Source organism: Thermoproteus thermophilus (assembly GCF_055392855.1).
In genome coordinates, this window is record NZ_AP042466.1 from 1,399,449 (window position 1) to 1,412,324 (window position 12,876).

16 protein-coding genes are annotated in these 12,876 nt (G+C 59.3%); 10 read left to right on the forward strand and 6 right to left on the reverse strand.

The features are described from left to right. Position 1: 1 nt before the first annotated feature. A complete protein-coding gene (locus ACZ5PA_RS08110) occupies positions 2-760 on the reverse strand; it encodes an ABC transporter ATP-binding protein (protein ID WP_464929838.1) in 759 nt (252 codons plus the stop codon). 42 nt (positions 761-802) lie between these two features. After that, entirely contained in the window at positions 803-2,167 is a 1,365-nt protein-coding gene (locus ACZ5PA_RS08115; RefSeq protein WP_464929839.1) for an ABC transporter substrate-binding protein, read from the reverse strand. Between the two features lie 99 nt (positions 2,168-2,266). Here ACZ5PA_RS08115 and ACZ5PA_RS08120 point away from each other — a divergent pair, with 99 nt between their 5' ends. The 3 genes from ACZ5PA_RS08120 to ACZ5PA_RS08130 are packed head-to-tail and all read left to right on the forward strand — an operon-like array spanning position 2,267 to position 5,763. Then, positions 2,267-3,217, forward strand: a complete 951-nt coding sequence (locus ACZ5PA_RS08120; RefSeq protein ID WP_464929840.1) for a branched-chain amino acid ABC transporter permease — start codon at positions 2,267-2,269, stop codon at positions 3,215-3,217. Next, the gene (locus ACZ5PA_RS08125) at positions 3,214-4,383 is read left to right on the forward strand and encodes a branched-chain amino acid ABC transporter permease (protein WP_464929841.1); all 1,170 of its coding nucleotides are present in this window, start codon (positions 3,214-3,216) and stop codon (positions 4,381-4,383) included. The genes ACZ5PA_RS08120 and ACZ5PA_RS08125 overlap by 4 nt, the downstream gene beginning before the upstream one ends. An 18-nt stretch (positions 4,384-4,401) precedes the next feature. Continuing rightward, positions 4,402-5,763 carry an ABC transporter substrate-binding protein gene (locus tag ACZ5PA_RS08130; protein WP_464929842.1) on the forward strand — a complete coding sequence of 454 codons (1,362 nt, stop codon included), beginning with the start codon at positions 4,402-4,404 and terminating at the stop codon, positions 5,761-5,763. 11 nt (positions 5,764-5,774) lie between these two features. Here the strand turns inward: ACZ5PA_RS08130 and ACZ5PA_RS08135 are convergent, their stop codons facing one another. Further along, positions 5,775-6,185 carry a CBS domain-containing protein gene (locus tag ACZ5PA_RS08135; RefSeq protein WP_464929843.1) on the reverse strand — a complete coding sequence of 137 codons (411 nt, stop codon included), beginning with the start codon at positions 6,183-6,185 and terminating at the stop codon, positions 5,775-5,777. Positions 6,186-6,250: 65 nt separating this feature from the next. Here ACZ5PA_RS08135 and ACZ5PA_RS08140 point away from each other — a divergent pair, with 65 nt between their 5' ends. Beyond that, a complete protein-coding gene (locus ACZ5PA_RS08140) occupies positions 6,251-7,396 on the forward strand; it encodes an MFS transporter (protein WP_464929844.1) in 1,146 nt (381 codons plus the stop codon). Here the strand turns inward: ACZ5PA_RS08140 and ACZ5PA_RS08145 are convergent. Continuing rightward, a complete protein-coding gene (locus ACZ5PA_RS08145) occupies positions 7,341-7,622 on the reverse strand; it encodes a hypothetical protein (RefSeq protein WP_464929845.1) in 282 nt (93 codons plus the stop codon). The two genes, ACZ5PA_RS08140 and ACZ5PA_RS08145, sit on opposite strands and share 56 nt — an antisense overlap. A gap of 56 nt (positions 7,623-7,678) precedes the next feature. Here ACZ5PA_RS08145 and ACZ5PA_RS08150 point away from each other — a divergent pair, with 56 nt between their 5' ends. Then, on the forward strand, positions 7,679-7,819 hold the full coding sequence (locus ACZ5PA_RS08150) for a hypothetical protein (protein ID WP_464929846.1): 141 nt from the start codon (positions 7,679-7,681) through the stop codon (positions 7,817-7,819). Next, the gene (locus tag ACZ5PA_RS08155) at positions 7,816-8,604 is read left to right on the forward strand and encodes a BtpA/SgcQ family protein (RefSeq protein ID WP_464929847.1); all 789 of its coding nucleotides are present in this window, start codon (positions 7,816-7,818) and stop codon (positions 8,602-8,604) included. Before ACZ5PA_RS08150 ends, ACZ5PA_RS08155 begins: the two co-directional genes overlap by 4 nt. Here ACZ5PA_RS08155 and ACZ5PA_RS08160 read toward each other — a convergent pair. Then, a complete protein-coding gene (locus ACZ5PA_RS08160) occupies positions 8,558-9,148 on the reverse strand; it encodes a DUF3501 family protein (RefSeq protein ID WP_464929848.1) in 591 nt (196 codons plus the stop codon). The genes ACZ5PA_RS08155 and ACZ5PA_RS08160 overlap by 47 nt on opposite strands. Further along, entirely contained in the window at positions 9,145-9,615 is a 471-nt protein-coding gene (locus ACZ5PA_RS08165) for a rubrerythrin family protein (protein ID WP_464929849.1), read from the reverse strand. The genes ACZ5PA_RS08160 and ACZ5PA_RS08165 overlap by 4 nt, the downstream gene beginning before the upstream one ends. A gap of 144 nt (positions 9,616-9,759) precedes the next feature. On the opposite strand from ACZ5PA_RS08165, the gene ACZ5PA_RS08170 reads away from it, so the two are divergent. The 4 genes from ACZ5PA_RS08170 to ACZ5PA_RS08185 all read left to right on the forward strand — a co-directional run bounded on the left by ACZ5PA_RS08170 (position 9,760) and on the right by ACZ5PA_RS08185 (position 12,875). Next, the gene (locus tag ACZ5PA_RS08170) at positions 9,760-9,957 is read left to right on the forward strand and encodes a hypothetical protein (RefSeq protein WP_464929850.1); all 198 of its coding nucleotides are present in this window, start codon (positions 9,760-9,762) and stop codon (positions 9,955-9,957) included. 20 nt (positions 9,958-9,977) lie between these two features. Beyond that, positions 9,978-10,532: a hypothetical protein gene (locus ACZ5PA_RS08175; RefSeq protein ID WP_464929851.1), complete on the forward strand. Its 555-nt coding sequence runs from the start codon at positions 9,978-9,980 to the stop codon at positions 10,530-10,532. A gap of 208 nt (positions 10,533-10,740) precedes the next feature. Next, a complete protein-coding gene (locus tag ACZ5PA_RS08180; RefSeq protein WP_464929852.1) occupies positions 10,741-11,451 on the forward strand; it encodes an ABC transporter ATP-binding protein in 711 nt (236 codons plus the stop codon). Continuing rightward, positions 11,448-12,875 carry a hypothetical protein gene (locus ACZ5PA_RS08185; RefSeq protein ID WP_464929853.1) on the forward strand — a complete coding sequence of 476 codons (1,428 nt, stop codon included), beginning with the start codon at positions 11,448-11,450 and terminating at the stop codon, positions 12,873-12,875. The genes ACZ5PA_RS08180 and ACZ5PA_RS08185 overlap by 4 nt, the downstream gene beginning before the upstream one ends. Position 12,876 lies beyond the last annotated feature (1 nt).

The window sequence follows — 12,876 nt, forward strand, 5'->3', positions numbered from 1 at the left end:
ATTATCCGCCGATATAGCTCTCTATCACTTTGGGGTCTTTGGCCACGACGTCTGGCGTCCCTTGTGATATGACCCTGCCGCTGGCCATGGCGTATACGTAATCGACGTACTTAAAGGCTATATCTATGCGGTGTTCCACGACCCAGAAAGTCACGCCTTTCGCGTTTATGTCCCTTATGGTCTGGAATATGGAATGCGCTTGGGCTATGGGTATGCCGGCGATGGGCTCGTCCAAGATGATCAGCTTAGCCCCGGCCATGAGCGCCCTGGCGAGCTCCAACAACTTCATCTGGCCTGCCGAGAGGGAATAGGCGTAGCGGTCCCAGACGTCGCCGAGGCCCACGAGCTCGAGTATCTCGAACGCCCTCTCGGCCAGCTCCTCCTCTTGTCTAATCCATCTGCGCTCGCGGACGGCGTTGAGGACCCCCTCGCCGATCTGCCCTCTGGCCACGGCCAAGAGGTTCTCTATGACGGTCAATTTCTGGAACACTTGGGGGATCTGGAAAGTCCTCACTATGCCCTGCGCGAAGACCTTGTGGGAGGGCCACCCAGTTATGTCCAACGCCTTCCCCTCGTCGTGGAACAACACGCGGCCTGCCTCGGGCTTATAGACCCCAGTCACTACGTTGATCAAAGTAGTCTTGCCCGAGCCGTTAGGCCCTATGAGCAACGTGATCTTGCCCTTCTCGACTGTCATATCAACGCCGTCGAGTGCTCTAAATGCTCCGAACTGTTTAACTACGCCCTTGATTTCAAGCACGAAGGCGAAGGAAAATAGTTTTTAAAAAATTTCTGATATATTTTACGAGCTGAAGAGCGGCTGTCCTTGCGGGTAGACCGTTATCTGGCCGGTGGTGCCGTCGTAGAAGCCGGCGTTTATCCAAGTCGGCGTCCCGTTGACTATCGCAACCCCGGTTATCAAATACGACGCGTATATTCTGTCATGGTATTGGTCCAAGTAGACGGGCCCGGTGACGCCGACGTAGGTCCCGTTCTTGCCCCATTGCTCCAACACGGAGTTTATGACTGTAGGATCGGTGGAGCCGGTAGCGGCTATGGCTTGCATGATTATCATCGCGGCGTCATAGGCGTACGGATCGTACGCCACGGGCGGAGAGCCGCAGAACTTCTTGAACTCGTCGACGAATTGGAGATAGCGCGGATCGTTGGGGTTGGGCGCGGCTATCGTGGCCAAGAACTTGGCCGAGGCGAGCGCCTGGCCCGCGCCTTGGACTAACGTCGACGATCCGGCAACTCCATCAGTGCCTATCCACCTAACCTTGGAGAGGACCGGGTCGTTCGCAGCTGCTTGCGCTACGGCAACTCCATCTTGCTCGAACGTAACCATAACAAAGGCCGCGTCGGGGCCGGGCGTGCCTAAAGCGGCAGAGGCCTTCTGGACGGCGGCTTGCTCGGCGGCGGGCATGGCGGAGGGCGACGGGTCGTAGCCGAAGATGCCCAACGTCTGTATGCCGTATTTAGCAGAGGCGTTGGCTATGGCCCTGGAAAGGCCTTGGCCCCACGTATCCGACCTATAGACGATTACTATCCTCTTCACGCCTAAGTAGTGTAGCAGAGCCGCTATGGCGTTTCCTTGGTAGAAGTCGGTGGGGACCAGCCTGAATATATACGGCTTAGGGATGGCCAGAGCCGGCGATGTTGAGGATTGGCTGATCACTATTATGTGGTTCTGCTCCGCGAAGTTCATTATAGCTGAGACCTCAGAGCTTGCCATAGGCCCTACGACGAACCTTATCCCTTGCGAGTAGAGGGTCTGGAGCTTCTGGAGCGCCGTGTTGGGATCTGTTGCAGTATCCTGCGCCACCAGCTGGAATTGAATGCCCTTATTTGCGAACATCTTGTTGGCGTCTTGCACGGCTAACTGCACGGCGCATTGGGAACCGAGGCCGTAGCTTTGGAGCGCGCCCGTCAACGGCAACAAGGCGCCGATGGTGATCGTCTTAACCGAAGTAGTCGTCGGCTGGGCTGTCGTCGTGGCGTACGTAGTGCTCATAGTGGTCGTCGGCTGAGTCGTCGACGTGGTGCCGGTAGCCGCGTAAGTAGTGGTCGTCGGCGGGGCTTGCGGCCTGTAGGTCAACGCGGCGATCGCGGCCACTATTACTATCACCACCACGACGATCGCTATCCAGAGAGTTCTGGAGGCCATGGCGCAGAATCATTTTGGTATAAAAACTTTTAAAATATATAGAAATAAATAAACGATATAGGCGGCAATATTTTAAAATAGGCTGATCGATGGCGCGCTATGTTTAACCTACATGATTTCCTAAACAACGTAGTTATCCCAGCGATGATATATTCTAACATCTACGCTCTGGCATCCATCGGCTTGAGCATGACCTATATCACCACCAAGATACCCTCGTTCGCCCACGGCGATTTGGCCTCAGTCGGGGCCTATGCGGCGTTTTACTTCCTCTACTTCCTTTTCGGAGGGATAAGGCCCGGATCTGTGTATTTGGCCATGCCGATAGCGGCTCTCGCAGGCGCGGCCGTAGCCTATCTATCCTATATCGGAGTCTTCAAGCCCATGATAAGACGCGGCGCGAGCATAACGGTGCTCATGATAGCCTCGTTCGGGCTACACTTCCTCATATTCGGCGTGTTGGCGATATTGGACAGCATAGCGCAGACGGCGTACGGCTGGAACACCCGCAACTACTTGCTGAGCTCCGGGGAGGTCGAGATACCCGGGCTGACGCAGAGCGAGACCACGGCCATCACCACCACTGTAGTCCTCCTCTTGACTTTGGCCGCCCTATACTACCTCCTCAACAAGACGAAGTTCGGCGTCATCATGAGGGCCAGCATAGACAACGCCCCGTTGGCCCGGGCCTTGGGCATAGACGTGGAGAGGGTGTACGCGATCTCTTGGCTGATAATCGGCGCCGTGACGGGGATAGCTGGGATATACATGGGCATGATCTTCCCCGTCACCGAGGAGCTGGGGTGGTTGAGGCTCCCGATAATATTCGTCGCCGTTATCGTGGGAGGACTGTCCAGCATATACGGCGGCGTTATCGGGGGCTATATAGTGGGATGGAGCATGGTCCTCGGCTTCAACTACATCCTCAACCCGCTCAATCTGCCGTCCGAGTATCAATTGGCCATACCTTTCGCCATAGTCATCGCCACGTTGTTGTTGGCGCCTCAAGGCATAGCGGGGTTGATCGCGGCTAGGAGGGGGAGGACATGATGAGGGACATCCTCATCAAGACGGCCGCGCTCATCGCCGCCCTAGTGGTCGTGGGCGTATTGGCCTTCTTATCGCCTCTGCCGAGGGACGTCCGCGTCCTACTGCAAAATATAATCATATATATTGCTATATATGGAATTTACGTCATCAGCTTGAACTTAGAGGTCGGCTACCTCGGCTTGCCGCAGTTCGGGAAGGTCATGTTCCTCATCATAGGGGCTATCGCGGTGGGGGGCATCGCCACTAAGCTGGTCTTGTTGGCCTATCAAAACGCAGTGTTTAAGGTCATGGGCATATACCCGCTCGCCAAGATAGGCGATTATTGTATGTTGTATCAATATTCGGTGACGTCGGTGATCAACCAGATATTGGCCCAGAACCCCGCCATAGGCCTCGGCTATTTCCTATTCGGCATCGCGCTCGCCATGGTCCTCTCGGCGGCTCTAGGCGTGCTCTTCGCATATCCCGCCATAAGGCTCAGGGAGGATTACCTAGGAATATTATTGCTGGTCAGCGGCGAGTTCCTCAGAGTAGTCACTTACTACGCAACTCCGGTCGCCTGCGGGGTCAACGGCGCAGTGATCCCGGATCCATTCGCGTGGGCTTCCGGCGAGACCAGGACCTTGGTGTACTTCGCGGCGACTTCCGCGTTCTTGGCCGCGACCTTCTTCGTCTTCGACACGGTGGGCAATTCGCCCTTCGGCAGAGCTCTGAGAGCTATACGCGACTCCGAGACGGCCGCCGCGGTGTTCGGAAAGGACATCGTCAAATTCAGGATTAGGGTCTTGGCTTTAGCCTCGGCCTTCGCAGGGCTGGCCGGAGCGCTTTTGGCCTATTATTTCGACTACACGATATTGGGGACCTATCTGCCCATTTACACCTTCATAGGTTGGACTATGTTAATCCTCGGCGGCCTCGGCAACAACATCGGCGCGGTCGTAGGCGTGGTCGTCTACTATGTTGTTCAGACTTTGTTGGACATATACAAAAACTCCCTTCAAGCTGTGCTACATGCAGATCCGACCTACCTCGCCTATGCTATATTCGGGATCGCGATAATACTGGTACTTATGTATAGGCCTCAAGGAATTGTCCCCGAGAAGCCCGTTAAGACGGTCGATTTAAATAAAATAAAGGAGAAGATAAGATCTAGAACGATTAAATAAACCTTATTTACCCACTCCATGGCCTCCAGAACTCTCTGGATAGCGATCGTCGTGGTGGTGATAGTAATAGTGGCCGCGATCGCCGCGTTGACCTACAGGCCGCAAGCCCCGCCGACGACCACTACTTACGCGGCTACCGGCACCACGTCGACGACTCAGCCGACGACCACTATGAGCACTACGTACGCCACGACGACAGCCCAGCCGACGACTACTTCGGTTAAGACGATCACCATCGGCGCCTTGTTGCCGTTGACGGGCTCCCTTCAATTCATGGGCACCAGCGGCCAGTGCGCTATACAGTTAGCCGTGCAAGACGCCAACAAGATGTTCGCAAATAAGGGCATTCAATTCCAGCTGGTGGTGCAGGACTCCGCTTGCGATCCCAACACGGCGCTCCAGAAGCTCCAGACCCTCTACTCGCAAGGGATAAGGTTCGTGGCCGGGTTGACCTGTAGTAGCGAGTTGTCGGCTGTCAAGAGCTTCGCGGAGCAGAACGGCATATTGATAACCAGCGTATCGACCTCGCCGTTGTTGGCCGTGCCTAAGCCGTACTTGTTCAGGCTACCGCCCACCGACAACGCGCAGGCTAAGGTCCTCGCAGCCTTGTATCACATGCTGGGCATAAAAAGAGTGGTGATAGTATACAGATCTGACGCGTGGGGCCAAGGCCTTTCCAGGGCCATAATTAACGAGACCAAGAAGTACGGCATTCAAGTAGTCGGCGCTTTCGGCTACGACCCGTCGCCCTCCGCCATGCCCGCCGCCGAGCAAGCCGCCGTCCAGAAGGCCTCTGCCGCTTTAGGCACGCCCGGCCCCGACGCGGCCTTTGAGATAGTCTCCTTCGACCAAGACGGCGCTGCGGTGGTCCAAGCCGCCATGAACGACCCCGTCCTCTCCAAGGTTAGGTGGTTCGGCACGGACAGCAACGTCTACGGCACCGCGATATTACAAGCCGGGGGCCAGGCGCTCGCCTCGGCCAAGTTCCTAGGCGCTGTGGCCTCGCCCAACCCCAACGATCCGCGCTATCTCCAATTCGTCGACGAGTTCAAGAAGTTCTGCGGCCACGTCCCCACAGGTTACGACCCGTATTACTACGATACGGCGATGATAATCATGCAAGCCATAGCCGCTACCGGCTCCACCGATCCTACAGTCATAAACTCCGTGTTGGAGCAATGGGGCAAGAACGGGACCTACGTCGGCGTCACCGGGCCCGTCTACTTGGACCAATACCATGACAGAATATACGCGTCGTATTTGATAACCGGGGTTGCGATAGTCAACGGGACGCCGACTTGGATAAACGCCGGCTTCTACGACGGCACCACCGGCCAGATAACGGTCTACCCGCAAGGACAGCCGCTCTTCAGCTCGTAAAAACCCCTTTTTTACTCCCTAATCCTCACCAAGAAGGCTGCTAGGTCCAACACGTCCCTCACGCTCAATATGCCCACTAGCTTGCCCTCCTTGTTCACCACAGGGAGGTGCCTCACGTTGAGCTCCCTCATCTTCTCCACTGCGTCTATCAACTGGGCGTCCTCGTTTATAGTCACCGGGTTCTCGGTCATCACCATCCAGACGGGCGTGTCGGCGGAGAGCCCCTTGGCGCAGGCGTAGACGACGTCCCTCTCGGTCACTATACCCGCCGGCTTGCCGGCCTCGTCCACCACGACGACGCTGCCTATTCTCCTCTCGTACATGAGGTTTGCGATCTCCTTGAGGCGGGCGTCTTTGCCCACCGCGACCACCTCCCTCACCATGACGTCCGAGACCCTCAGCGGGATCGCCCTCTTGGGCATAGGCTTATTACTTCTCGTATTATTATCTTTTGTGAAAATTTTTTAGCGACAATTGCCGCGGCTCCGTGCATGCCCCGAACTATAGGTTGATCCTCTTGTTGGGCTTGACCTCGCTTCTAGCCGATTGGCTCTACGAAGGCGCCAGGGCCGTCCTGCCCCAGTACTTGAAAGCCCTCGGGGCCTCCGCGTTGGCCGTGGGGCTGATATTCGGAGTGGGGGACTCCTTGGGCTATTTGTTGAGGTTCGCGACAGGCCCTCTGGCCGATAGGCGAGGCGGCTACTGGGGAGAGGCGTTCGCCGGCTACGCGCTACAAGTCGCCGCCATAGCCGGCTTAGCCTATGCGCCGTGGCTCAGCGCCGCGGTAGCCCTCGTGATGTTGGAGCGCGCCAGCAAGGCCTTGAGGACTCCGGCCAGGGACGCGATATTGTCGTCGGCTGGCGGAGGGAGGCAGAGCTTCGCTTTCGGCCTCCACGCGTCCTTGGACCAAATAGGGGCCGTGCTGGGCTCCCTCACGTCGCTTTTAGCGTTGGCGGTCGGCCTCGCCTACGGCGACGTCTTCTTGCTCTTGACGATCCCGGGCGTCGCAGCGTTGGCGGCTTTAACTGCGGCGTACGCGCAAGGCGTTAGGCCGGCCCGGAGGGAGGGAGGGCGGCGCGGCGCCTTGGCCAAGCCCTTGGCCCTCTTCGCCGCATCGCAGTTTTTGTTCGGGGCCTCCCTCATGCACATCAGCTTGGAGATGTACGAGGCGCCGGGCGCTCCTTGGGTAGCCTCTGCGATATACTTCGCCGCTATGGCCTTCGAGATACCCGCCTCGTTGGCCTGGGGCCGTCTGTACGAGTCGGCGCCTTGGGCTCTGTACTTGGGCCCAGCCGCGGCCCTCTTAGCCACGACGGCGTTCTCGGCCGGCGGGCTCGCCGCGGGCTTCGCCGGGGCGCTCGCCTACTCTGCGGCCACCTCGTACGCCGACGTAGTGGCCAAGGCCCGCGCCGCGGAGCTCGGCGGCGCTTTCAGAGCTACGGCGCTCGGCGTCGTCAACGCGGCGTTCGGCCTCGGCTACCTCGCCAGCGGCGTCGTGTACAGCTACGCGATAACCGTAGGCGCCATGCACCTATCCCCTATCCTCTCGGCGTTTTTGGCTACTGCCTCCATAGCCCTCATGGCCGCCGCAGGGAGGGCTCTAGGCGGTACACCCCCTCTTCGACCTTCTTGAAGCGGAAGAGCCCCTTGTCCGTGGACGCCACGACCTCTCGAGGCCACCCCGATGCGTCGACCACGACCGTCGACGCCCCCGCCTTCTTGAAAAGGTCCTCCAACAACCCCGTATCTAAGTCCTCGGGTATGGCGAAGGCCAAGCCCGTCGCGCCCATGGCTATGAAGCGGGCGGCCTCCCGGCGGTCCTCCTCGTCGGTTAAGTCGTATATGGAGCGGGGCTCCATAATGGATCATTTTAATATTATGATGTCCTCTTTAAAGGGCGAGGGCCAGCAGCTTCATGGCCAAGAGGTACTGCCCCGTCTGCAGGAAGTCCGTCGACGAGGAGGTAGTGAGGGACGGCGCGTTGGTCGTGAAGAGGTGTCCCCAATGCGGGCACGTGTTCGCCAAGTACGAGGTCAAACGGATCGAGGCTAGATGAACCTCCCGAGAGTCGTCGGCACTATCCACTTGCCGCCCCTCCCGGGCTCGCCGAGATATGAGGGGCGTTTCGAGGAGATAGTCGAGTTCGCCGTGAGGAACGCGAGGGTCCTCGAGGAGGCTGGCTTCGACGGCGTGATCTTGGAGAACTTCAACGACTATCCCTTCAAGCCGAGGGTCGAGGAGCCCGAGACCCTGGCGGCCATGGCCTTGATAACGCGGGACGTGGCCAAGTCGGTCTCGATAGCGGTCGGCGTCAACTTGCTCAGGAACAGCGCCCCCGAGGCGATGGCCATCGCCGCGCTCGCCGGCGGCTCCTTCATCAGAGCCAACGCGCTGTGCGAGGTCGTGTCGGCGCCCGAGGGGATCTTGGAGCCCGTGGCCAGAGAAGTCGCCGAGGTGGCGGCCAGGCTGAGGGCGCGCGTCGCCGTGTTGGCGGACGTCCACGTGAAACACGGATCCCCGCTCCACGACCGGCCCATCTCGGAAGTCGCGTTGGACTGCGCCGAGAGGGGAGGGGCGTCAGCCGTCGTGGTGACCGGCTCGAGGACGGGCTCGCCCCCTGACCCCTCGCACGTGGCCGAGGCCGCCGCGTCGGGCCTCCCTGTCTACGTCGGCAGCGGCACGACGCCGGAGAACCTCGAGAAGTTCGCCGGCGCCTACGGCTTCATCGTGGGGACCTACGTGAAAGGAAAAGACGGCGTCGACGCCGAGAAGGCCAAGAAGTACGCGCGAGCCGCTAGGTCCGCGTTGTCGAGGCCCAATTGGTCTCCTCCGCGGTCATAGATCTGCGTATCGCCGACACGACCGCGTCGTCTAAACGCACGGAGATCGAGGCCGCCGGATGCCTCAAGACGACCCCCAGCTTCTCGACGTCGGGCAACGGCGCCTTGAGGTAATGTACGCTACGAGGCAAGGCGTCCTCGGCGTAGTCCTCCGGGAATATCGGAGCGGCCTTGACCTCTTTGCCGTCTAACGTGAAATACAAGGAGTCTTGGATCCCGGCGAATTTGGGCAACAAGGTCCTTAGCTCCTCCTCTCCGTACAGATTCGCCATCAATGTGGCCGAGATCTCCCCCCTCCTCGGCACTATGGGGGCGTAGGCCTTGACGACCTCGTCGACGGGGGCCTCCCCGCCTTCCATGTATAGGACCTCCTCGATTTGAAACCACACAGTCACTGCGTCCTCGAAGAGTAGCGTTATTCTGTCCGAGAGGTCCAAGTATCTCCGCTCCTTGTAGCGCGCTACGGCCTCCAACACCTCGTCCCTGACCTCTCCATAACGATTAGACGGGAGGATCGACCGGGCCAGCTCCCTTAAGTCTTTCATCTCACCAACACCTCGTCGTCGACCTCGGTCCTCACGCCCTTGGACCTCAAGTACTTATCGAGCGCCTCGTTGAACCTCCCCGCGTGTAGCCTCTCCACCTTCGCCAAGGTCTCGAACCACTGGGCCACCTCGGCGAAGCCCTCCTCCCTGGCGACCTTCGCGAATCCGGGGTACATCTGGGTCCACTCGTAGGTCTCGCCGTATATGGCCGCCCTCAACGCGTCCTCTATGTCGTTTATTTCTATCTCGGCCACGGGGTCCACGCCCAAGAACATCAAGTGGCCGAAGGCGTGGCCCGTCTCGGCGTTGGCGGTCTTCTCGAAGACCTCGGCTATTTCGTTTAACCCCTTCTCCTTGGCCAACTTGGCGTAGTAGAGGTATCTCCTGTTGGCCATGGACTCCCCTTGGAATCCGATCTTGAGGTTCTCGTAGGTTCTAGTCCCCTTGGGTATTCTCTTTTCGGGCATAGTGGCGAAGTTTTTTCGAAATAAAATCAATTTCTAAAAATGCAAAATTAACACGGAAGAGCTCGCAGAAAGTTTAAACGTACTCAGGAGAGGAGGGCGTTTTCTCGCCTGAGGGTCTTAAATACCCGTATACTTCCCGTATACATGTTCCGGGTCCTCGTTGACGAGAGGACTTGGAGGGTCTTGGTCACGGGCAAGGAGGAGGACTTAGACCTCATCGACGAGGGGTGGGAGTTGGCGGGGGAGTTCGAGGATTGGGCCTCGGCGTATAGGATAGCGTTGAGGCTCGCAGACGCCCACGACATGGTGTTGGAGTGGTACGTCGAGGAGGCTAGGGCATAATTTTAAGGATTTGCTATATTGTGGATCCGCTCGAGCCCCTCAAGAGGAGATTCCCCGGCAAGTCCAAGAGTTGGCTCAAGAGGGCCTTGGCGAGGGTCCGCGACGTCTCGGAAGGGCCCGGCTATTATACGGTCAAGGGGAGGCCCGAGCTCGGCGATCGATACCCGGAATATCGAGTCTGGTTCTCTGCGAAGGAGGGCAGATGGTATTGTACTTGTTATCTGACGGAGTGGGGGCATAAGAGGGCGCGGGACATATGCACCCACGTGGCGGCCGTCATCTTGTACAGATCCCACAAACTGGCGCGGAGGGAGGGGTTGTTCTACGTAGCGACCGGAGTTGTGGAATGCGGCGAGAGGCCCGAGGCCGAGGGGGAGGTCTACGCCAAGCCGATCGCCGGCCGCACAATCGCCGACTACGCGAGGCCTAGGTGGAAGATAGCCGTCATCTCGGAGAGGCCCGTGGTCGTGGTCAAGTGCAGGGGGAGGTCCGAGGTGTTGAAAGGAGTCGAGGCGTCGTATGAGGAGGCCAAGATCATCGCAGAGGAGTACGTCGAGATGGACCTAAGCCCGTAGCGGCCTCGCCTAGCGGCGACTCGTCGCGCTTTAGCCCTCGGCCCGGGAGGCCTCCTCGAGCTTCGCGGCGAGCTTCCTAGAGGGAGGCGGATACGGCCGCACGCCTCGAGGCCTTGGAGGAGCGCCGGCGGAGGCCTCGGGCGCGGGCGCACAGCTACAGGCCGACGAGGACGCCGAGGGCGCAAAATATAAAACATAATGTAGATGCGTGTGTATCTCGGCCAGCGGCCTTAAACGGCGTTTCGGCAAGATAGTCGCGCTGAACGGCGTCAGCTTCGAGGTGCCGTGCGGAGTCGCGGCGGCTCTGCTAGGCCCCAACGGAGCTGGGAAGACCACCACCTTGAGGATCTTGGCCGGCTTGCTCAAGCCCGACGAGGGGACCGCCCGAGTCTGTGGATACGACGTGCAGAGACAGACCAGGGAGGCCAAGGCGTGTATGGGCTATCTCCCCGAGGACCCCTCGCCGTTCCTCAACCTCACAGTGAGGGAGAACTTGGAGTACATGGCCGCGTTGAGGGGCTTGGACGACTCGGCCGTCGACAAGGCGCTCAAGGCTCTGGGCCTCGAGGACTTGGCGGACCGCCTCGCCTCGTCGCTCTCGAGGGGCAATAGGCAGAGGTTGGCCATCGCCCTCGCCGTAATGCACAACCCCAAAGTCCTCCTACTCGACGAGCCCCTCAATTACTTGGACATACCCGCCCAAGAGGCCGTGATCAAGCTCTTCAACGAAATGAACGCCAACGGCGCCACGATCCTCGTCTCCACGCACATAATGGCCATTGCCGAGAGGTTGGCCAAGGAGGTCCTCGTCATAAACAAAGGCGTAGTGGTCTGGCGGGGGTCCATGGCCGAGCTGCGCGATTTGGCGGCCGGCTCCGGCGAGAGGATAGAGGAGGTGGTCGCGAGGTTGATGAGATGAGGCTCCTCAAGGCGCTCTACTTTCAACTGAAAATGCGGTACTCCAAGTGGCTCTTGGCCTTTTTAGCCTTGATATTCATCGCGGGCTTGTTGGGGCGTCACAACGTAGTCGAGCTGCCTTACCTCACGGTAATCGTGATGTCCTTGTTTCTGAGCGCGGCCGCCGGCGGCGCCTCGATTGTAAAATCCGATTTGGACTTCGTCTTCACGACGCCCGTAAAACCCCTGGAAGTGTTCTTGATGAAATCAGTGGCGGACGGCTTGATGTACTTCTTGGTCTTGTCGGCTTATACGCTCGCGGCGGTCAAGGGCGGGCTAGACGCCCTCTACTACGCTGTGAGCTTGTTGTCGCTAGTCGGCGCTATCTCCTCGATGATGTATCTAGCGAGTTACACCAGGCTATACGGCTATATCATCACCCCCGCCTTCATCGTCTTGCTAGGTCTGGGCGTCTACATGCCGGCCCTCTCGCCGCTCTACGGCTTGTACGAGCCCAGCCCCCTATACGCGGCGTACGACTTGGCCTTGTTCTTGGCGTCGGCGGCTCCTCTTCGGAAGGCGGTCGAGGAGTTGGCCTCCAACGCCTACGAGTTGTTGGGAGGGCCGGCGTTTCTCAAGCCCGCCGCGGCGGGATCCGTCAAGGGGGCGGGTCTGCCCAAGAGCTTCTGGGGGGCCGTCTGGACCGTCACGGTCAAATCGCCGTCTTTCAGGGCGCCTCGAGGGGCGTACGCCAGCAGGGTCAACGCCATAAAGGTCTTCCTCCCCGTCTCGGCCGTAGGCGCCGCGGCCTACTACTTCGCGGCGGCCTACATGGGCGATCAAGGCCCTCTCCTCGCCTTCTCGGCGGGCTTTTCCTTCTACTTAGTATTCGTCATCCTTCTCGCAGGCTCCTCGGGCGTTCCGCAGAGGGAGCGCTTGTGGATAAGCCTATCCTCGGACCCGGCTCGGTATTTCAAGTACAAGATATCGGCCACGACCGCGTTGGCCGCCGTATTGACGAGCCCTTGGATCGTCGCGTACGCGTTGGAGGGCCTCTGGTTCAGGCCGGCGGTTTACTTGGCCGTGGCGTTGGGCTCGGCCGCGTTGTACGCGCCGGCGCTTGGGTGGATCGTGTCGGCCTACGCCGAGGCGCCGCAGATTAGGGAGCTCGACGTGGCTCAGTCCACATATAGGCTCTCGTTGAGGCAATTCGTCTTGGTATTGGCCCTTTTCTTTGCCCTAGGGTTGAGCACGGCCCCCTTCGGCCTCGCCGTGGCCGCCCGTTATCTGCCGGCCCTCTCGGGCGCGTTGTACGCCGCCGCCGACGTCTACTCGGCCGTTTTGTTGGGCCTCTCGGCCGCCTTCTTCTACTTCGCGATATCGCCCAAGGGCTACGAGATGTGGAGATGGGTCGTGGACAAGCTGTCGGCGAACGGCTACGTGTAAC

What these genes read in the sequence shown, in the direction of transcription:
- ACZ5PA_RS08115 (WP_464929839.1), bottom strand. Translation starts at nt 2,167, where the DNA reads ATGGCCTCCAGAACTCTCTGGATAGCGATCGTCGTGGTGGTGATAGTA.
- ACZ5PA_RS08120 (WP_464929840.1), top strand. Translation starts at nt 2,267, where the DNA reads ATGTTTAACCTACATGATTTCCTAAACAACGTAGTTATCCCAGCGATG.
- ACZ5PA_RS08125 (WP_464929841.1), top strand. Translation starts at nt 3,214, where the DNA reads ATGATGAGGGACATCCTCATCAAGACGGCCGCGCTCATCGCCGCCCTA.
- ACZ5PA_RS08130 (WP_464929842.1), top strand. Translation starts at nt 4,402, where the DNA reads ATGGCCTCCAGAACTCTCTGGATAGCGATCGTCGTGGTGGTGATAGTA.
- ACZ5PA_RS08135 (WP_464929843.1), bottom strand. Translation starts at nt 6,185, where the DNA reads ATGCCCAAGAGGGCGATCCCGCTGAGGGTCTCGGACGTCATGGTGAGG.
- ACZ5PA_RS08145 (WP_464929845.1), bottom strand. Translation starts at nt 7,622, where the DNA reads ATGGAGCCCCGCTCCATATACGACTTAACCGACGAGGAGGACCGCCGG.
- ACZ5PA_RS08150 (WP_464929846.1), top strand. Translation starts at nt 7,679, where the DNA reads ATGGCCAAGAGGTACTGCCCCGTCTGCAGGAAGTCCGTCGACGAGGAG.
- ACZ5PA_RS08155 (WP_464929847.1), top strand. Translation starts at nt 7,816, where the DNA reads ATGAACCTCCCGAGAGTCGTCGGCACTATCCACTTGCCGCCCCTCCCG.
- ACZ5PA_RS08160 (WP_464929848.1), bottom strand. Translation starts at nt 9,148, where the DNA reads ATGAAAGACTTAAGGGAGCTGGCCCGGTCGATCCTCCCGTCTAATCGT.
- ACZ5PA_RS08165 (WP_464929849.1), bottom strand. Translation starts at nt 9,615, where the DNA reads ATGCCCGAAAAGAGAATACCCAAGGGGACTAGAACCTACGAGAACCTC.
- ACZ5PA_RS08170 (WP_464929850.1), top strand. Translation starts at nt 9,760, where the DNA reads ATGTTCCGGGTCCTCGTTGACGAGAGGACTTGGAGGGTCTTGGTCACG.
- ACZ5PA_RS08185 (WP_464929853.1), top strand. Translation starts at nt 11,448, where the DNA reads ATGAGGCTCCTCAAGGCGCTCTACTTTCAACTGAAAATGCGGTACTCC.